Source organism: Massilia antarctica, from assembly GCF_015689335.1.
Lineage (GTDB): Bacteria > Pseudomonadota > Gammaproteobacteria > Burkholderiales > Burkholderiaceae_D > Telluria_A > Telluria_A antarctica.
This window is the reverse complement of the sequence record NZ_CP065053.1, coordinates 2699595-2718100: the sequence shown is the minus strand read 5'-3', so window position 1 is coordinate 2718100 and position 18506 is coordinate 2699595. Positions and strand designations below refer to the sequence as shown.

The 18506-nt window shown below is 61.4% G+C and carries 17 protein-coding genes and 2 riboswitches; of the genes, 11 read left to right on the top strand and 6 right to left on the bottom strand.

The genetic code is table 11. The features are described from left to right. Window positions 1-225: 225 nt before the first annotated feature. The 3 genes from rtcA to IV454_RS12275 form a co-directional block, all read right to left on the bottom strand. On the bottom strand, window positions 226-1248 hold the full coding sequence (rtcA, locus tag IV454_RS12285; protein ID WP_206091680.1) for an RNA 3'-terminal phosphate cyclase: 1023 nt from the start codon (window positions 1246-1248) through the stop codon (window positions 226-228). A gap of 40 nt (window positions 1249-1288) precedes the next feature. Beyond that, a complete protein-coding gene (locus tag IV454_RS12280; protein ID WP_206091679.1) occupies window positions 1289-2524 on the bottom strand; it encodes an RtcB family protein in 1236 nt (411 codons plus the stop codon). A gap of 635 nt (window positions 2525-3159) precedes the next feature. After that, entirely contained in the window at window positions 3160-4713 is a 1554-nt protein-coding gene (locus IV454_RS12275; protein ID WP_206091678.1) for a vWA domain-containing protein, read from the bottom strand. Window positions 4714-4907: 194 nt separating this feature from the next. Between IV454_RS12275 and rtcR the strand changes: the two genes are divergently transcribed. The 6 genes from rtcR (at window position 4908) to IV454_RS12245 (ending at window position 12196) form a co-directional block, all read left to right on the top strand. Beyond that, entirely contained in the window at window positions 4908-6518 is a 1611-nt protein-coding gene (gene rtcR / locus IV454_RS12270) for an RNA repair transcriptional activator RtcR (protein ID WP_206091677.1), read from the top strand. 119 nt (window positions 6519-6637) lie between these two features. Further along, window positions 6638-6745, top strand: a riboswitch (glycine riboswitch). Beyond that, window positions 6746-6855: riboswitch (glycine riboswitch) on the top strand. It abuts the riboswitch before it with no gap. A gap of 56 nt (window positions 6856-6911) precedes the next feature. Then, the gene (locus IV454_RS12265; protein WP_206091676.1) at window positions 6912-8144 is read left to right on the top strand and encodes a D-amino acid dehydrogenase; all 1233 of its coding nucleotides are present in this window, start codon (window positions 6912-6914) and stop codon (window positions 8142-8144) included. Between the two features lie 113 nt (window positions 8145-8257). Further along, the gene (locus IV454_RS12260) at window positions 8258-9004 is read left to right on the top strand and encodes a hypothetical protein (RefSeq protein WP_229522203.1); all 747 of its coding nucleotides are present in this window, start codon (window positions 8258-8260) and stop codon (window positions 9002-9004) included. Between the two features lie 45 nt (window positions 9005-9049). Continuing rightward, on the top strand, window positions 9050-9643 hold the full coding sequence (locus IV454_RS12255) for a C39 family peptidase (RefSeq protein ID WP_206091675.1): 594 nt from the start codon (window positions 9050-9052) through the stop codon (window positions 9641-9643). A gap of 115 nt (window positions 9644-9758) precedes the next feature. Continuing rightward, window positions 9759-10769: a MerR family transcriptional regulator gene (locus IV454_RS12250; protein ID WP_206091674.1), complete on the top strand. Its 1011-nt coding sequence runs from the start codon at window positions 9759-9761 to the stop codon at window positions 10767-10769. A 17-nt stretch (window positions 10770-10786) separates the two neighbouring features. Further along, window positions 10787-12196 carry a carotenoid oxygenase family protein gene (locus tag IV454_RS12245; protein WP_206091673.1) on the top strand — a complete coding sequence of 470 codons (1410 nt, stop codon included), beginning with the start codon at window positions 10787-10789 and terminating at the stop codon, window positions 12194-12196. Window position 12197: 1 nt separating this feature from the next. Here the strand turns inward: IV454_RS12245 and IV454_RS12240 are convergent, their stop codons facing one another. Then, the gene (locus tag IV454_RS12240) at window positions 12198-12974 is read right to left on the bottom strand and encodes an enoyl-CoA hydratase (protein ID WP_054266136.1); all 777 of its coding nucleotides are present in this window, start codon (window positions 12972-12974) and stop codon (window positions 12198-12200) included. Window positions 12975-13032: 58 nt separating this feature from the next. Then, the gene (gene mltA, locus IV454_RS12235) at window positions 13033-14235 is read right to left on the bottom strand and encodes a murein transglycosylase A (protein WP_206091672.1); all 1203 of its coding nucleotides are present in this window, start codon (window positions 14233-14235) and stop codon (window positions 13033-13035) included. Window positions 14236-14245: 10 nt separating this feature from the next. On the opposite strand from mltA, the gene IV454_RS12230 reads away from it, so the two are divergent. Then, on the top strand, window positions 14246-14401 hold the full coding sequence (locus IV454_RS12230; RefSeq protein WP_181002728.1) for a hypothetical protein: 156 nt from the start codon (window positions 14246-14248) through the stop codon (window positions 14399-14401). A gap of 9 nt (window positions 14402-14410) precedes the next feature. Here the strand turns inward: IV454_RS12230 and apaG are convergent, their stop codons facing one another. Then, window positions 14411-14785 carry a Co2+/Mg2+ efflux facilitator ApaG/CorD gene (apaG, locus tag IV454_RS12225; RefSeq protein ID WP_206091671.1) on the bottom strand — a complete coding sequence of 125 codons (375 nt, stop codon included), beginning with the start codon at window positions 14783-14785 and terminating at the stop codon, window positions 14411-14413. A gap of 179 nt (window positions 14786-14964) precedes the next feature. Between apaG and rpe the strand changes: the two genes are divergently transcribed. The 4 genes from rpe to IV454_RS12205 all read left to right on the top strand — a co-directional run bounded on the left by rpe (window position 14965) and on the right by IV454_RS12205 (window position 18481). Then, entirely contained in the window at window positions 14965-15648 is a 684-nt protein-coding gene (rpe, locus tag IV454_RS12220) for a ribulose-phosphate 3-epimerase (RefSeq protein ID WP_054266133.1), read from the top strand. 9 nt (window positions 15649-15657) lie between these two features. After that, on the top strand, window positions 15658-16575 hold the full coding sequence (locus IV454_RS12215; RefSeq protein WP_206091670.1) for a hypothetical protein: 918 nt from the start codon (window positions 15658-15660) through the stop codon (window positions 16573-16575). Between the two features lie 215 nt (window positions 16576-16790). Next, window positions 16791-17507 (top strand): hypothetical protein, encoded by a 717-nt coding sequence (locus IV454_RS12210; RefSeq protein ID WP_206091669.1) that lies wholly within the window; start codon window positions 16791-16793, stop codon window positions 17505-17507. Between the two features lie 494 nt (window positions 17508-18001). Next, a complete protein-coding gene (locus IV454_RS12205; protein WP_206091668.1) occupies window positions 18002-18481 on the top strand; it encodes a hypothetical protein in 480 nt (159 codons plus the stop codon). The last annotated feature ends 25 nt before the right edge of the window (window positions 18482-18506 follow it).

The following is an 18506-nucleotide window of genomic DNA, read 5'->3' as shown; positions in this document are numbered from 1 at the left end:
AAGAACTTATTCTGTACTACTTCTGCCGTTTGCTACGAAGCGTTGTGTTCGTTGCAGCAGAGAGGTGAGATTATGCAACGTTTCGCGTTTCTCGTCAACCCCTTCTTTACTACCGCGTCTCTTTCGAGGCCCCCCCAAATGCCTGCTAACTACTTGATTTCGTTAACTCTTTCATCGGGGAGGCGTACTATAGCAAAGCCTGCGGCAAACTGACAAGGACTCTTTTCATGCCGTCGCACGAACGGTACAGGTACTGCGCTGCTCGCCCTCTTCCAAGGTGATGGCAACCGGCAGAAAACGGCCGATGACCTCCGCATTGGTGATGGCATGCTGCGAGATCACGTCTGCGGTAAAACTGCCCCCGCCGGCCAGCGCCATGGGCAGCATCAGCTGGTCCGCCAGGTGTTCGCCGACCGCCGCCTGGGAGGCGATATAGCGGCGCGCTTCATGCATGGCATCCTTGGCGACGGTCTCGGCCCGGACCATTTTTTCGCCAAAAGCGCAAAACACCTCGGTCGCGTGCTCGTATTCCAGGGTAATGAGCAAGGCATTCCCCGGCCCCTGCTCGCCCGGCAATCCACGCATGCGCAGTTGATCGCCGGTCCAGTTCATCCCCAGGCCGACGCATTCCAGTTCGCGCAGCGCAATCGACGCGGGCAAGCCTGCCACGATCCCTTCGGCATATCCCTCAACGCGGGCACCGCGCTCCATCAGCGTCAACTGCCGCAATTGTGGGCAGGGAGCGATCGTCGCCACGACGCAGCCGCCGCCGGCCGGGTAAAACCCGGAGCGCAGCAGCTCGATATCGATATCGGCACCCATCTTGCGCAGCAACGGAATATAGGCGCGCTGGAGGAACTGCGCCGGCGGCGCCATCGGATTATGGGTGCCGCCGCTGACGCGCACCGTCGACGGCCCGTCCGCATGCAGCAATGCCAGCATCACCGTTTGCAGCACCAAGGTGCAGCTGCCCGCCGAACCGATCGCGAACTGGTAATCGCCGCCCTTGATCGCCTTCGGCGCAAAAACCAAGGTCTGCGAACCCAGTTGCGCCCCGGTGACCGTGGCATCACTGATCTGCGTCGCTGCCTGCACCGCCACCAGATGCTGGCGCAGCAGCCCGGGCTTCTTGCGCCCTGCCCGGATATTTTTGATGCAAAACGCCTGGCCGGTAATCATGGACAAGGTCAGCGCGCTACGCAGAATTTGCCCGCCGCCTTCGCCGACGGCGCCATCTAATTCAATCATTTTCAACTCTTCTTCTTATATATAGCAAACAACAGCGGCATCAACCTTTGACGCACACCACCTGCTTGAGGATATGGACCACCTCCACCAGATCGCGCTGGGCGTGCATGACCGCGTCGATATCCTTGTACGCCATCGGAATCTCGTCAATCACATTTTCATCCTTGCGGCACTCCACGCCCTCGGTGGCCTTGATCTGGTCATCGAGCGTGTAGCGGCGCTTCGCTTCGGTACGGCTCATGGTGCGGCCGGCACCGTGGCTGCAGCTGTTGAAGCTGTCCGGATTCCCTTTTCCGCGCACGATGAAACTCTTCGCTCCCATCGACCCCGGGATAATTCCCAGCTCGCCCGGACGGGCCGACACGGCGCCCTTACGGGTAATCAGCACATCCTTACCGAAGTGATGCTCCTTCTCCACATAATTATGGTGGCAGTTCACCGCTTCCACGTGCGTCTCGAACGGCTTGGTGATCACGGTACGCACCGCCGTGATCAGGTTCTGCATCATCACATCGCGATTGGTGCGCGCAAATTTCTGCGCCCAGCTGACTGCCTGGATGTAATCGTTATAGTGCTGCGTACCTTCCGCCAGGTAGGCTAGATCCTGATCGGGCAGGTTGATGAAGTGCGTGCGCATATCCTTCTTGGCCAGTTCGATGAAGTGGGTGCCGATGGCATTCCCCACGCCGCGCGAACCCGAATGCAGCATGAACCACACAAAACCCACCTCGTCCAGGCACACCTCAACGAAGTGGTTACCGCTACCCAAGGTACCGAGGTGACGATAGTTATTCGTGGTTTTCAGCTTCGGCGTTTTCAGGCAAATGGCGTCGAATTCATCCTTCAACTGGCCCCAGGCCACGTCGACAGCCGCAGGCGGCGTATTCCACGAACCTTCATCGCGGCCACGGAAGCCGCGCGTTTTCGGCGACATACCATGCGGGATCGCACGCTCGATGGCGCTACGCAGCGCGGACAGGTTATCCGGCAGGTCGTTTGCCGTCAGGGTGGTCTTGGCCGCCATCATGCCGCAACCGATATCCACGCCCACCGCCGCCGGAATCACCGCACCCAGGGTCGGGATCACGCTGCCGATGGTCGAACCCTTACCCAGGTGGACGTCCGGCATGACCGCGATATGCTTGTAAATGAAGGGCATCTTGGCGGTATTGGCCAGCTGCTTCTTGGCCACGTCCTCCACCGGAACGCCTTTGGTCCACATTTTGACATGGCGGCCATCTTCCACGTTCAGGACATCGTAATTTTCGTTTTTCATAATTTTTCTCAGTATAAAAGGTGATGACAAGGGTGATGAAATAATGAGCCAGGCACAAGGCCGACCGGAGTCGAACCGGATTTGCCGAAGCACGCTTCAGCGCTCTACCATGTAATTTCATCCGCATTCATCGAAACAAGGGTGGCGACAACATCGCCCGGACATCTGCTCTACCAATTGAGCTACAGCCGCTCGCGCAACCGCCCGGAGTCGAACCGGGAACGCAATGTAATCCGGACTGCATTCGCCCTGAAACCATTCCCGACAAGATCGGCAGGACACTTGTTGCCGGCGTCAAGCCAAAGCACAACATCGATGTAGTCCTGCCCGCATTCGGGGTAAAACGATTGAGCGCAATGCGACAAAAAAATCGATGCGAAGTAAATTTTAGAGGATGTATTCGCATCAAGCATTCGCACTGCACTCAAAACCTGTACAACAAAGTCCCGACAAGGAGCGGCAAGACGTGTCAGTTGTCGGACGCGAAGCCCTGGCAACCGTGGATGTAGTCCTGCCTGCATTCGGGGTAAAACGATTGAGCACAGTGCGACAAAGAGTCGATGCGAACGGAACATGGGAAAATGTATTCGCAATCAGCATTCGCGCTGCACTCAAAACCGGTACTTCAACGTTCCTTACTCCAGCGCGATCGATTCGATCTCGCCCACCCAGTGCCCCGCACCCAGCTGGCCGGCCGAAAATGCGGCGATGATCTTGAATACGTCGTCCGAAAAACCGCCCACATTCAATACATCGCTGCGCTCCGCCGCCTGGCTGGTACTGTTCGGCGTGCAGTCGATGCACACCAGCCGCGCCGCCGGATTGCGCTCCTTGAACAGCGCCCACTGCGCCATCGTCGCCGTGGCCCCGGCACGCTGGTCGATCCACGATTCGTTGTCGGACACGTACACCACCAAATCCGCCATCACCTTCTGCTTGTTCATCTGTGCCAGCGGCGCGCTGCAATTGGTACCGCCACCGCCGATCGCCGCCAGTTTCCGTGCATTGGTCATGACCGTATCGCGGGCATTCAGGTCGCACACCCGCACATAATTCTCGAACGGCAGTACCAGCGCATCGGGATTTTTGCGCAGCATGGCCGCGGCAATCAATCCGGCCACGTCGATACAGCGCACCGTCGATGTGGCCGTTCCACGGTAACCCGACACCGGCGACTGCATCGATCCCGACACATCCGGGCAAATCACCACCTTGCCTTCAACCTCGGGCACATTGGACAGCGACAGTTCCAGCGCATCCTGCAAGGCATCCTTGATGGGCCGCGGCACATCGCTTGACGCCGCCATATACGCGGACATCAACTGATAAGGAAACACACCTGCCCTGGCAATCGCTTCCGGATCGCGCAGCTTGTCTGCGATAACTTCGATCATGCCCGGCAGCTCATATACACCGTTGCGTCCGAACGTATTCAGATTCATGCGCACCATGTGCCAGCCGCCCTGGCGCGCAATCTGCGCCCATGCCTGCGCCGACAATGTCAGCGATGTCAGCATCTGAAACGGCACTTCCGGCACCGGCTGCGACTGATCTGCCTTATACGCCTCGAACGCCTTGAGCGCATCCGGCAGCGCCAGCGCATCAAACGGCTTGCCGATCAACCAGGCGAAAAAGGCTTCACGCCAGGCTTGCGATGGCTTCGGGTGCACCATCTTCACCACATCGCCCAGGGAAGGCATATTCCCGATCGACGCCGACAGCAGCTCCTTTTCCGAAGCGCGGTTCAACCATTGCTGCACCAGCTTTTTCGGGCGGGTGCCCAGCGATTTACGGCCCGCCGCGCCGGAGCGGATGATCTGCACCACATTGCGCAGCATCTTGCCGTTATTGACGACCCGGCGAAATACCGGCGTCAGTTCCGGCGCGCCCTTGGCGGCCAGCACGGCCGTCAGCAGCGCCGGCATGTCCTTCATATAACCACGTTCGCGGCAGTAGATCGCCGTTTGCGCGATGAATCTGGTATCGACCTTTTCGCACAGTTCCAGCACCGTTGCCAACTGCGATTGCGCATTGACGTAGTACGTCGAATTCAGGCATCCGGTGGCCGCATACTGCGCCAGCTGGTGCCGCGGCGTCATGGTGTAAGCCGGAGCGCCTGCCGAATTAAGACCGTCGGCACGAGGGACAAAAATTCCCTTCAAGGTCTGGAACAACTGTGCGTTTGCCATTTTTACTTCCTCACTTATCTCGTTTGTATCTCCTCTATTGCAAATGCTGTGCCAGGTCTGCGGCCAGCTCGACCACAACAACTTAAGTCGTTGATTTAAAAAAGATTATCAATTCCTCAAGCCAGAACGGCGAGAAATAGACAAGCTGGCAAGTCCGTGATATTTTATCCGACAAGATAAATTTTTATACTCATATGAAACAAAAACGCATCGTAGTCATCGGTTTCGTCGGCACCCAGCTCGACAGTGGCAAAGGCGCGGCGCGCTGGGAAAAGTGGCGCCCCAGCATCGCCATTACCCAGCACGAGGAATACGCGGTCGACCGCTTCGAGATGCTCTTCAGCGGCAAATTCGGCCCGCTGGTCGACGCGGTCACGGCCGACATCGCCGCCGTCTCGCCCGAAACCACGGTCGTCCCGCACCACATTGCGATCAGCGACGCTTGGGATTTCGGCGAGGTCTACGGCGCCCTGTTCGACTTCGCCAAGACCTACCCCTTCGACCCGGATAACGAGGATTACTGGATCCACATCACCACCGGCACCCACGTCGTGCAGATCTGCATGTTCCTGATGACCGAAGCGCGCTTCTTCCCCGGCCGCCTGCTGCAAAGCTCGCCGCCGCGGCGCCAGTCGACCACCGAACCGGGCAGCTACGCGCTGATCGACCTCGACCTGTCGCGCTACGACCAGATCGCCCAGCGCTTTTCGCGCGAGCAAGCCGAAGGCGTGGCCTTCCTGAAATCCGGCATCGCCACCCGCAACACCAGCTTCAACACCATGATCGATGAGATCGAGAGGGTCGCCATCAAGTCGCGCGCGCCCATGCTGCTGATGGGCCCGACCGGCGCCGGCAAGTCCTTCCTGGCGCGCCGCATCTACGAATTGAAGAAGACGCGCCACCAGCTCGACGGCAAATTCGTCGAGCTCAACTGCGCCACCCTGCACGGCGATGGCGCCGCCTCGACCCTGTTCGGCCACGTCAAAGGTTCCTTCACGGGCGCCGCCGCCGACCGCCCGGGCTTGCTGCGCAGTGCCCACAAGGGCTTGCTGTTCCTCGACGAAATCGGCGAACTCGGTCCGGATGAACAGGCGATGCTGCTCAAAGCCATCGAGGAAAAGCGCTTTCATCCGGTCGGCAGCGACAGCGAAGTGCAGAGCGACTTCCAGCTGATCGCCGGCACCAACCGCGATCTCGCCAGCGAGGTGGTGGCCGGGCGCTTCCGCGAAGACTTGTACGCCCGCATCAATTTATGGACTTACGCCCTGCCCGGCCTGGTCGACCGGCCCGAAGACATCGAGCCCAACCTGGTCTACCAGTTGAACCAGTTCAGCCAGGAATACGGCCAGATGGTGCGTTTCAACAAGGAAGCGCGCGAACGCTACATGCGCTTCGCGATGTCGCCCGAGGCCGTCTGGGCCGGCAACTTCCGCGACCTGTCGGCCTCGGTGACCAGGATGGCCACGCTGGCCGAGGCCGGCGGCATTTCCGACAGCATCGTCGGCGCCGAAGTGGCCCGCCTGCAAAAACTGTGGCAGCACTACACGCGCGCCCCAAGCGCGGCCGAGGTCGACCTGGCGGAACTGATGGGTGACGAAGCAGCCGCCGGCCTCGACCTGTTCGATGCCATCCAACTGGCCGCCGTGGTCAAGGTATGCCGCCAGTCGACCACCTTGTCCGATGCCGGACGCAAGCTGTTTGCCGTCTCGCGCAACGCCAAGAGCAAACCCAACGACGCCGACCGCCTGAAGAAATTCCTGGCGCGTTTTTCCCTGGAATGGGGCCAGGTTTGCGGCAAATCGTAGACCGAGCGCTCTGTCGGTATTGTCGAGGAAACAACACCTATCACTAAAAATGGTTGTATTTGCGTCATTTCCTGATGTATTCTGCATACATATGCTTATGGCATATTTAGCGCAATGCTAAGGCGTTATCGGGAGAGTCTGTCGGTTACAAGCTGGTCTTGTATGCCGGCGGCGCCGAAGGAGCAACCGCCCCGGAATCTCTCAGGCCCAAGGACCGATAACCCATTTGAACTCTGAAGAGCCACCGGAATTCGTCATCCGGTGCACCGAAGGAGCAAACCGTCCACGCATCGCGCGTTGCCGGCGAATCTCTCAGGTCCAGCACAGAGGGGGTATCCGACGCGCAGCAGCGCGCGGACTCCCTATCTGACGTTTCTGGAATCCGGACGGCACATGAAAACCATTGCAGTAATTGGCGGCGGCATCACCGGCGTCACGACCGCTTACGCCCTGGCGAAACGTGGCTTTGCCACCACCCTGCTGGAACAACATCGCTACGCGGCGATGGAAACCTCGTTTGCCAACGGCGGCCAGCTGTCGGCCTCCAATGCGGAAGTGTGGAACCACCGCTCCACCATGCTCAAGGGCCTGAAGTGGATGTTCCGGCGCGACGCCCCGCTACTGGTCAACCCCAAACCGAGCTGGCACAAGCTGTCGTGGTTCGCCGAATTTGCCGCCGCCATTCCCCACTACCGCAGGAATACCGTGGAGACGGCGCGCCTGGCGATCGCCGCACGCGAGCACCTGTTTGCGTGGGCCGAGGCGGAGAAGATCGACTTCGACGTCAAGCGCGAAGGCATCCTGCACATCTACCGCGACAAGGCCGGCTTCGAGCACGCCGCCACGGTCAGCAAGATGCTGGCCGCTGGCGGCCTGGCGCGCCGCGCCGTGACCCCAAGCGAAATGCGCGGCATCGAACCGACCCTGGCGGGCGACTATTACGGCGGCTTTTTCACCGACAGCGACGCCACCGGCGACATCCACAAGTTCACCACGGGTCTGGCCGCTGCCGCCCGCCGCAACGGCGTGGACTGCCGCTACGGCATGCGCATCGGCGCCGTGCGCACCGATGGCCGTCACGCCCAGGTCACCCTGGACGACGGCGAGCGCACCCAGACCGAGACCTACGACGCCGTCGTCGTCTGCGCCGGCACCGCCAGCCGCGCCCTGGCCGCGAGCCTGGGCGACCGGGTCAACATCTACCCGGTGAAAGGCTACTCGATCACGGTCAACCTGCTTGACGCCGCCAGCCAGCGGGCCGCGCCCACCGTCAGCCTGCTCGACGACGCCACCAAACTGGTGACCAGCCGCCTGGGGATGGATCGCTTCCGCGTGGCCGGCACGGCCGAATTCAACGGCTTTAACCGCGACATCCGCGACGACCGGATTCGCCCGCTCATCGACTGGGTGCATGAATGCTTCCCGAGCGTGAATACCCGCAGCGTGATTCCGTGGGCCGGCTTGCGGCCGATGATGCCGACCATGCTGCCCAAGGTCGGCCGCGGCAAATCGCCCTGCGTCTTCTACAACACGGGCCACGGGCATCTGGGCTGGACCCTGTCGGCCGTCACCGCCGACATGATCGGCGACTTGATGCACCGTTCCCTCGATTTTCCAACGCACTGACGACGTGCGTTGACACCGGTGTCCGGCATGCGTGCATGCCATTGCTGTAGCAGCACTCACCCCGTTTGGACAGGCGGGGTTTTTGTATCAATCTATGTGAGGAGAAGTCAATAATGCAAACAAAAATGCTCTCAACCCGCACCATGCTCGCCGCCCTGCTGTGCGGCGCCAGCCTGGCCCTGGCGGGCGCGCCGGCAATGGCCCAGTCGGATGGAGTCAGCACCTTCAAAGCGGTGCCAAAGCGCGCCGCGGCGGCGGCGCAAGCGGCGGCCCAGCGCGACTTCGCCCAGTTCGTGACCCACCAGATGCAGGTGCGCGGCACCACCGGCACGCCGGTCGACTTCCCGCTTGAAATCAACGACATGCAGGATCTGAAAGACGCGAAAGTCGGCTACGGCTTCCCGGTCTACACGATCGATCCGAACGAACTGCTGGCAGGGCGCGGCAGCATGAAGCAGATGGCCAAGGCCACCGGCCAGTGGCGCTTCGTCATCCTGCTGAACCAGCGCCCGATCGGCATGGCGACGGTGGAACTCAATAACGGTAACTACGAAACAGTCGCCTACGGTGCCGCCGTACTGGCGAAGGATGTGGATGCATCGATGGGCTACTACGGCGACGCCGAGCGCACCAATGTGCGCTTCGTGCGCATCTACCAGGCGCGCGCGGATCTGCTCGAAGTGGTTGGCCGCGAAGATGGCCGCACGCGCTACGCCCCATTGCATTCGGCACGCGAATCGCTACTGATGCAGCAGCGTTCCGTCAAGGAAGGCAAGGCCAGCGAGGCGCTGATGGACGAGACAGATATCCTGCAGCCGCTGCGCAGCGCGGTCAAGCAAACCATGGACGCCTCCAAGTAAGCCCGGCATCGGCTACACCATCCTTAGAACGAATCAGGAGATAACATGAACACAAACATCAAAAAGCTCGTCATCGGTGCTTCGCTTTTACTGGCGCTGCCAGCGGCCATGGCGCAATGGCGCACGCTCAGCGTTCCGCTCACTACCCAGGAACACAGCCAGTGGTGCTGGTCCGCGTCGAGCAAGGCGGTGCTGAACTACTACAAGAAGACACCGAGCCAGTGCCAGATCGTGAACTGGGCGTTCGGCTTGAACTACGCCTGCGGGAACACCTACTTCAACTGGAACAGCTACGCCAACCAGCCGAACAATATGTACGGCTCCAACGGCAGCGTGCAAGGCATCCTTAACGCGTGGGGCGTTTCGAACGGCGCGTATAACGTGGCCTCGTCATGGAACAGCGTGGTGTACGACATCAACGCCAACCGCCCGTTCGTGATCCGCTACGGCTGGAGCAACGGCGGCGGCCACATTCTGGTGGGACGCGGCTACGAGACGTACAACGGCACCAACTACGTCTACATCATGGACCCATGGCCGGGTGAAGGCCAGACCTACCGCACCTACAACTCCGCCGTATCGGCGTCGGACCACCGCTGGACGCATACCCAGCGCATGAGCATCAACGGACCAACCTAAACGGTCTGCATTGCAAAACCGGGGGCTGTCCCCGGTTTTGCAAGTATTTTTATCCGCGAGCGCTTGACCCTCTCATTACGTGACGGTTTACCATTTGATAAATGGAGGAACCGGCATGCTATTGAAAATAGGACAACTGGCGAAACGCAGCGGCTTGAGCGTGCGCGCCTTGCGCCATTACGACGATATCGCCCTGCTTACACCATCGGTCCGCTCGGACAAGGGCTACCGCTTGTACGACAGCGGGGATGTCGCCCGTCTTTACCGCATCCAGGCGCTGCGCCGCCTCGACCTGTCGCTCACCCAGATCCAGGCCATGCTGGCCGATGGCGGCGCCAGCCTGCCGCAAGTGGTGGAGCAGCAGATCGCGTCGCTCGAACGCCAGATCGCCCAGGCATCGGCCCTGCACGGCCATCTGCGCGACTTGCAGTCGCAGCTCGCCGAGCACCATGAACCATCGATGGACAACTGGCTGGCCGCCCTCGAACGCATGGCCGCCAGCGCGCGCTATTTCACCGACGCCGAACTGCACACCCTGAAAACGCGGCGCCAGCAACGCAGCGGCGACAACACGCACCTGACCTCCACCTTGCGCGATCTGATGGAGCGGGGCCTGAAACCCGACAGCCCTGAGGCGGGTGCGCTTGCGCAATGCTGGATCGCCGCCCTGCTCGACGAGGTGGGCGGCGACGAGGCCATGCTGATGAAGCTCTACGCCATGAACTGGAACGAGCCCACCCTGCATATGCTCAATGGTGTCGATCGCGCGGCGATGCAGTTCATCTCGCAGGCCATGGCGCACCGGCGCCTGGCCATCTATGCCAACTACTGCAGCGAAGCCGAGATGGCCCTGCTGCGCCAGCACTACATCAAGCAAACCGACGCCTGGCCCATCCTCATCTGCGCCCTGCGCGATCAGCTGACCCAAGGCACGCCGCCCGCCAGCGCAGACGTGCAAGCGCTGGCGCGCCAGTGGCAGGCGCTGTCGCTGTCCAAGGCGGCGGGAAATCCCGCACTCCAGGCCAAGCTGCGCCACGCCTTCGAGCAGGAACCCGAACTGCGCATCGCCTCCGGCATCGATGCGCCACTGATCGCTTACGTTCGCGCAGCCATGCAAAGTCTCTGAACTCACCAAGGAACACCATGCCGGGCCATTTTTTTACCGGGAACTACGCTTCCCTGGACAGCGAACGCGACATCGACACGCTGCCGGTCCGGGGCGCGCTGCCGCCGCAACTGCGCGGTGCGCTGTACCGGGTCGGACCTAATCCCCGCTTCGCGCCGCGCGACGACCGCTATCACTGGTTTTCCGGCGACGGCATGGTGCACGCCTTCTTCATCGAGGACGGCAAGGTGGCCTATGCCAACCGCTGGGCGCGCACGCCGAAATGGCAGCTCGAACACGACGCCGGCCACGCCCTGTTCGGCACCTTCGGCAACCCGGCCACCAGCGACCCGTCGGTCCACGGAAAAAACAGCGGCACCGCCAATACCAGCATGGTGTGGCACGGCGGGCGTCTGTTTGCGCTGGAAGAGTCGCACCAGCCGTTCGAAATCGATCCACACACGCTGGTATCAAAGGGGCACCAGGATTTCGGCGGTGCCGTCAACAAGCGCTTCACCGCGCATCCCAAGGCCGATCCGGCGACCGGGGAGCTGCATTTTTTCGCCTGGCTGCCCGACAGCCCCGGTGAACCCAACATGCTGTACGGCGTACTCGATGCGCACTGCGAGGTGACCACGCTCGATACTTTCCGCGCGCCATACGCAAGCATGATGCACGACTTCATGCTGACCGAACGCCACGTGCTGTTTCCGGTCACGCCGCTGACCATCAGCGTGGAACGCGCCATGAAAGGACTGCCCCTGTTTGCGTGGGAAGCGGACAAGCGCAGCTACATCGGCATCGGCGTGCGCGGGCAGCCGATGGACACACTGCGCTGGTTCGCGAGCGATGCCTGCCACGTATTCCACGTGATGAACGCCTGGGACGATGGCGGCCGCATCGTGGCTTACGTGATGGAGTCGGCCAGCGCGCCGGGCATGCCCAACGCCGATGGCAGCCGGGGCGACCAAGCCGGCATGGCGGCGTGCCTGTGCAGATGGACGTTTGACCTGGAGAGCGATGGCGACGGCTTCGAGCGCACCATCCTCGACGACCTGGCGGCGGAATTCCCGCGCATCGACGAGCGCTATACCGGGCGCCGCAACCGTGTCGGTTTTTACTGCTGCCACAGCGAGCAGCGTATCAGGAGCGGATCGGAGAGTGTGCTGTACGACTCGCTGGCCTGCTTCGACTTTGCGTCGGGCATGCGCCAGCTATATACACTGCCGGCTGGCGATGTCATCTCCGAACCGGTATTCGTCGCGCGCTCGGCGCAGTCGCCCGAAGGCGACGGCTGGCTGCTGGCGGTCGCGTGGCGCGCACAGGAAGGCCGCAGCGACCTGCTGGTCATCGACGCCGCCGACGTGGCGGCCGGCCCCGTGGCGACGGTATGCCTGCCGCACCGGATACCGTTCGGCTTTCACGGCACCTGGCGCGCCAAAGACTGATTTACAGGCCGTCGAAGTTGGCCGGGCGCTTGGCCAGGAACGCCTGCATGCCTTCCTTCTGCGCCGGCGTGCCGAACGCCGCGTGGAAGTAGCGGCGCTCGTAGCGCACGCCTTCGGTCAGGGTGGTCTCGAACGCGCGGTTGACGCTGTCCTTGATCGCCATCGCCACCGATACCGACATCGAGGCGATCGTGGTGGCCGCGGCCAGCGCTTCTTCCATCACCTTGTCGGCCGCGACCACGCGCGATACCAGGCCGGTGCGCTCCGCTTCGGCGGCATCGATCATGCGCGCCGTGAGCAGCATGTCCATGGCCTTGGCCTTGCCGATGGTGCGCGGCAGGCGCTGCGTGCCGCCGGCGCCCGGGGTGACGCCGACCTTGATTTCGGGCTGGCCGAACTTGGCGGTGTCCGCCGCGATCAGGAAATCGCACATCATGGCCAGTTCGCAGCCGCCGCCCAGACAGAAGCCCTGCACCACGCCGATGACGGGTTTGCGCACGTTGAGGATGTGTTCCCAGTTGCGGCCGATGTAGTTGCCGCCGTAGGTGTCGCCGTAATCGTAATCGACCATCGCCGCGATGTCGGCGCCGGCCGCAAAGGCTTTTTCGCTGCCGGTCAGGATGATGCAGCCGATGCTGCTGTCGGCGTCGAACTTGTACAGCGCGTCGCCCAGTTCGTCCATCATGTTGTCGTTCAGGGCGTTGAGCGCCTTGGGACGGTTCAGGCGAATCACGGCTACTTTGCCGTGGGTCTCGATCAGCAGGTCTGCATAATTCATGGAATCCTCTTTCAGAAAGCGTGGAGTAATGTGCGATTGTAGCGAATCCGCGGCCGCATCAGGGATTGGGCAGCAGCACCCAGAGCTGGCCGCGCTGCTTCATGCGGCCCGCATTTTCCATCGCCTCGTAGCCAAAGCCGAAGAAGAAGTCCGCCCGCACCGCGCCGCGAATGGCGCCGCCGGTATCCTGCCCCATCACCAGGCGCTGCATCGGCACCTCGCTGCCCGCTTCGGTGGTGGCCAGGTAAATCGGCGCGCCGAGCGGTAAATACGTGGGGTCGATGGCCACCGAACGCGCCGGCGTCAATGCCACGCCCAGCGCGCCCTTTGGCCCGACCGACGGATCGGGCAGGCGCTCTTCGCGGAAGAAAATGAAGCTCGGGTTGGCGTTGAACAGTTCCTGGCGCCGCTCGGGATGCGTCGCAATCCACGCCTTGATGCCCTGCGCGGTCGCTTCCGCCGATGTCAGTTCGCCCTGCTCGATCAGCCAGCGCCCGATCGCCTTGTACGGGTGGCCGTTCTGGTCGGCGTAGGCCACGCGCACGGTCTCGCCGCTGTCGGCCAGCTTGACCCGCCCCGAACCCTGCACCTCCAGAAAGAAGGCTTCGACCGGGTCGTCCACCCACAGCAGCTCCTTGCCGGCGAGGCCGGCGCGTTCGATGTCAGCGCGGCTGTCATACGGGATCACCTTCTTGCCCACCAGCCGCCCGCGCAGGCGCTTGCCCTTGAGCTCCGGGTAGACGCTGGCCAGGTCGATCGTCAGCAGGTCGTCCGGCACCCGGTACAGGGGCGTCTGGAAGGCGCCGCCGCGCTTGCGCGCGCCGCGCAGCAAGGGCTCGTAGTAGCCGGTGATCAGGCCCGTGTCGGCACCATCCGCCGCGCGCACCTGGTTTGGAACGAAGTACGCTTCGAAATAAGCGCGGATGGCCGCGCCGTCGTTTGCATCGACCGTGCGCGCGGCGCCGCACGCGGTTTTCCATTCTGGCTTGCGCATCAGGACAGCGCAGGATGTCGTGAAGGCCGGCCATGCCTGGCGCAGGTCGTCGCGCTCCCAGCCGGGCAGCGCGCCGAAGGTCGATGGCGTCATCAACGGCGCCGCTTCGGCCTTGGCCGGTGGCGCCACCGGCGGCGGTATCTGCATCACCGGCGGCGGCATGACGACCGGCGGCGGCACCGGCCTGGGTTCAGGCGTGGTGCATGCCGCGAGGGCCAGCGCGACGGCGCCGGCCGAAACGAGTAAACTGCTGCGTGTTGAAGACATGGGAGTCAATATGTGGGCATTAATACTTGAAGCAGGCGTGGCGCTGTTCCTGCTGGTGTTTATCGTGTGGTGGACGATGTATTCGGGACCGAAGCCGACCAATAACGGTCAGGAACTGAACGCGCCGGAAAAGAAAAAGGAACTGCCCGACGACACCGCCCACTGATCGCGCAGTTCAGTGCAGGGTGCGCGGCAGCGACAGCACGAATTCGGGAATCTTGGTCTCGAACTGATGGCCGTCTTCGGCCACGCAGAAGTATTCGCCGGTCATCGAGCCTTGCGGGGTGGCCAGCTGGGTGCCGCTGGTGTATTCGAACTGTTCGCCCGGCTGCAAGAGCGGCTGGTGACCGACCACGCCCAGGCCGCGCACTTCGTCGACGTGGTTGTTCGCATCGGTGATCACCCAGTGCCGCGAAATGAGCTGCGCGCCGACGGTGCCGGTGTTTTTGATCGTGATCGAATAGGTGAACACGTAATTGCTTCGGCTCGGATCGGACTGCTCCGGCAGGTACTGGGTCCTGACAGTGACAGTAAATTCGTAAGCGGCCATCTGGATTTCCTTGATTGAGACTGTAAAAGTTGCCCGAGTGAATTTTCAGGCACCGGTCCGACAAAGGCCCGGCGGGGCATCATACATTGCACCGCAAAATCGGCCCCGCCGCAAGGGCGCTCCGTGGGACAGCGTAAAATAGCGCATCTTCATTTACCGCAAGCTCCTTGCCAGCCGCCATGACCACATTCCGCATCGCTCCCAGCATCTTGTCCGCCGATTTCGCCCGCCTGGGCGAGGAAGTGCGCAATGTCGTTGCCTCGGGCGCCGACATCATCCACTTCGACGTGATGGACAACCATTATGTTCCCAACCTGACCATCGGCCCGCTGGTGTGCCAGGCGATCCGCCCGCACGTGCAGGTGCCGATCGACGTGCACCTGATGGTCAAGCCCGTCGACCGCCTGATTCCGGATTTTGCCAAGGCTGGCGCGAACATCATCACCTTTCACCCGGAAGCGTCCGAGCATATCGACCGCTCGCTCCAGCTGATTCGCGATAACGGCTGCAAGGCCGGCCTGGTATTCAATCCGGGCACCCCGCTGCACTTCCTCGACCACGTGATGGACAAGATCGACATGATCCTCATTATGTCGGTCAATCCGGGCTTCGGCGGCCAATCCTTCATTCCGGAAGCGCTGAAGAAAATCGCGCTGGCGCGCCGCATGATCGACGAGTCGGGCCGCGACATCCTGCTTGAAGTCGATGGCGGCATCAAGATCGATAACATCGCCGCTGCCGCCGCAGCCGGCGCGGATACCTTCGTGGCCGGTTCGGCCATCTTCGGCCAGCCGGACTACAAGGCCGTCATCGACGCCATGCGCGTGGAGCTGGCCAAGGTTGGTCCAGAGGGCCGCGCGTAAAGCGGCGCCATGCCGTATTTCGACCTTCGCCTCGGATTTGCGCCGTCGTTCCATCGGGGCGGCACTATCCGGGTCGAGGGCGACGTTACCGGCGCGGCGACATTCGAAGCCGATCCCACAGGACTTCTCCCGGGCCTGGTTTTCACGCTCCCGGTGGACGCGCGTGGCATGGCGGCCATCCACGATGGTTGCTCGGCCATGCTGGCAGGATGGGATGACCGGTGGAGCGAATCCGGCTTCGATGGCATGTGCCTTGGCGGCACGTTCGCGTCACCCGACGTTCAGCCGCGACATTTTTCGCTGTGGAGTCCCGATCAGGACACTGCGGCGCACGCCATGCTCCGTGCTGTATTCGACTGTTTTCCTCCCGAGCGCTGCGCCGGAGTCGCCGAGGCACAGCTCGAGAGCATCCGCGGCTACCTCGGCTTGCAGCCTCCCGTGACCATGTACGACGAAGTTCCCCTGCGCCTTCGCCTTGCTCCTTGTGCGCATCGAAACGACGCGAACGAGATCGAAACGCACGTGCGCGCACTGCCCGACGACTGCGATTTGATCGTCGACGTATCGGGCCTCGACGGCCTTTTCCGGGCACTGGCGCAGATACTCCCGATGGATTTGCTTCTGAAACGCAGCCCTGCCGTGCGCTGGCGGGTACAAGGCAAGGCTGGCGAAGCACTGATTGCGTACGGAATTGCAGCGTCGGCGATCAGCACCATCGAACGCGCGCCGATATCGGAGGAGGGACATCCTGTGGTGCTTGGCGGGTATGTCATTTCATCGCCTGAATTGATCTCTCTTGCCCAGGACGGCGCACGGATCGCGCTCGTGAGCGCCCTGCGAAGGCAATGTGCTATGACGGTTCTGGACGGGGCCAAGGCGGCTGCGGAACTGATCCACATCATGGAAACCTATCCGCGTCAATCCTAGCGAGTAACTGTTCAGCCTCTACGAAAGGTAGGGAAAAAGTCTGAATTTTGCTGAAAAATTGAGCAAATAACGGCGTTTTTGCACGTTTTTTAAGCAAGATTTACTGATTCCTGATAGCCCTTCATAGGTGCTGAACATTTACCCTAGCGATTAATAGCGATGTTTCCTGATTCGCCGCCGGCCATCACGAGATCGCTCTACGCAGGAGAACTACTTTGACGCTATCGCTTTCACCAATGGCAATCCACTGCCCCGACATTTGGTTCAGGGATCCCCGGATCGATTATGGCGCCCGCACGATCAGCATGGCGGCAATCCTGCCGCGCGTTGGAGCGCGCATGTCGGCCGGGTTCACGCCCATTACCTGCCTGCGCGCGGGTGATGTAAAAACGCTTCTGTGGAAGCCTCCGATCAGCGAACTGAATGGCTGGAGCGAGCAACCCTCGGAAATCGCGCAGAGCTATCTGGTCGGGGCCCGAATTATTAAAGTCGCCGTCGAGGGGGATCATCTGCCTGGCTCTTCGCACCTGTATCGGCATGACCTCGATATTTTGTCATGCGTGCCGCTTCTGCCCACGCTTCGTCAACTTGATGACGGCGTGAACAACTGGAGCCTTGCCCGGATTGGCCATGGATACATTACCCCGCCTACGTTTTCGCTGGTCTGGGATGAAGTGCATTGGTGCGGAACCGCAGCGATCGACGGACTTATCTACATAGTCGGCACCGCTTGGGAATCACATATGGAACTCATCGTCGAAGAAATTGATGATGAGTTATTCGGGCTCTTTAATGGATATATGAACCCCGGCAGCGAGAGCTACGATCTGGGAAGACGCAGGCTCGATGAACGGGAGCAGAACAGCATCAGGCAGGCGATTCACAAGTCGCACCGGCTTGCCGACACGTTTCCAGCGTACCTGGCCGAATGAATGCGGGCGACATCATAGGTCAAACCAGTAAATCATGCTGCAAGTATCGGTGGGCTTCGCTGTTCGCCATCATGTCGGTTGTCAAACGGCAGTCCGCCAACACAAGCGCATCTTTTGTCGACACGCCACCAACATTCGGGGTGTATCTGTCGGTATGCGGCTGTATTCCGGCGACTGGCGCCCAGTCGTCATGGAGGTGGCGCCCGACCATGCAATTGCAGAGCTCTCATGGATCGGCGACCGTAGCGGTCCCTTGATCGGAACTGTTTTCACATCGCGCGCGCATTGACGCCATTGGCGGAGAGCGGAAAGTTCTTCAGCCCGTGAGCACCGGCGCGAATGCGCAGTTTTCCGGCCAAATTGGCGGTTTCGCAACGTCGGACAGGCCAAGAACACATGCCAATTGATGAATTGCCGATTTCAGATCATACTCGCTGCCTGTATTTATAAACTTGTCTATTTGCACGAAATCTTGACGAAAGTATCACTTCAACATGAATAAAATCTCGCTCTGCTGCATCCTGTCGCTTGCCTTTCTGAACACCGCCTCCGCAGCGGAAGACGTGGCGCCAAAATCCGACCCGAACGACTTCTGCTTTTTCGCCGGCGTGCCGCCAGCCGAGTTTCCATACAAGGTGATCCGGAAAGTCAAAGTGGCCAAGAAAACGTACGGCGGCGTCTCCGAGCTGGTCGGGGAATTGTCCGAACGCGCCAAAGCGGAAGGTGGCGACGCCATCATTCACTATGCCGGTTCGCAACGCTTTGGCTTGCTCCCATGGCGCCTCGTACGCCCTGTCGTGCGCGGCGAGTCGATCAAGTGGACCGGTGCGGCACCCGATTGCGAAAAAGCCGGCGGATCGACGCTCACGATGATCGTCCGCACCAACAAGGCCCCAGGCCAAACCGGCCAGGCAGACGCACCGGATGCGTCCGAAACATCAGAGCCTGAGACCGAGGCAGCACCAGCCAAGTAAGCGCATCTCCTCGCCGCCTGACATG

Bases quoted from the DNA above. Each gene is read 5' to 3' on its own strand.
- rtcA (WP_206091680.1), bottom strand. From the start codon at position 1,248: ATGATTGAATTAGATGGCGCCGTCGGCGAAGGCGGCGGGCAAATTCTG.
- IV454_RS12280 (WP_206091679.1), bottom strand. From the start codon at position 2,524: ATGAAAAACGAAAATTACGATGTCCTGAACGTGGAAGATGGCCGCCAT.
- IV454_RS12275 (WP_206091678.1), bottom strand. From the start codon at position 4,713: ATGGCAAACGCACAGTTGTTCCAGACCTTGAAGGGAATTTTTGTCCCT.
- rtcR (WP_206091677.1), top strand. From the start codon at position 4,908: ATGAAACAAAAACGCATCGTAGTCATCGGTTTCGTCGGCACCCAGCTC.
- IV454_RS12265 (WP_206091676.1), top strand. From the start codon at position 6,912: ATGAAAACCATTGCAGTAATTGGCGGCGGCATCACCGGCGTCACGACC.
- IV454_RS12260 (WP_229522203.1), top strand. From the start codon at position 8,258: ATGCAAACAAAAATGCTCTCAACCCGCACCATGCTCGCCGCCCTGCTG.
- IV454_RS12255 (WP_206091675.1), top strand. From the start codon at position 9,050: ATGAACACAAACATCAAAAAGCTCGTCATCGGTGCTTCGCTTTTACTG.
- IV454_RS12250 (WP_206091674.1), top strand. From the start codon at position 9,759: ATGCTATTGAAAATAGGACAACTGGCGAAACGCAGCGGCTTGAGCGTG.
- IV454_RS12245 (WP_206091673.1), top strand. From the start codon at position 10,787: ATGCCGGGCCATTTTTTTACCGGGAACTACGCTTCCCTGGACAGCGAA.
- IV454_RS12240 (WP_054266136.1), bottom strand. From the start codon at position 12,974: ATGAATTATGCAGACCTGCTGATCGAGACCCACGGCAAAGTAGCCGTG.
- mltA (WP_206091672.1), bottom strand. From the start codon at position 14,235: ATGTCTTCAACACGCAGCAGTTTACTCGTTTCGGCCGGCGCCGTCGCG.
- IV454_RS12230 (WP_181002728.1), top strand. From the start codon at position 14,246: ATGTGGGCATTAATACTTGAAGCAGGCGTGGCGCTGTTCCTGCTGGTG.
- apaG (WP_206091671.1), bottom strand. From the start codon at position 14,785: ATGGCCGCTTACGAATTTACTGTCACTGTCAGGACCCAGTACCTGCCG.
- rpe (WP_054266133.1), top strand. From the start codon at position 14,965: ATGACCACATTCCGCATCGCTCCCAGCATCTTGTCCGCCGATTTCGCC.
- IV454_RS12215 (WP_206091670.1), top strand. From the start codon at position 15,658: ATGCCGTATTTCGACCTTCGCCTCGGATTTGCGCCGTCGTTCCATCGG.
- IV454_RS12205 (WP_206091668.1), top strand. From the start codon at position 18,002: ATGAATAAAATCTCGCTCTGCTGCATCCTGTCGCTTGCCTTTCTGAAC.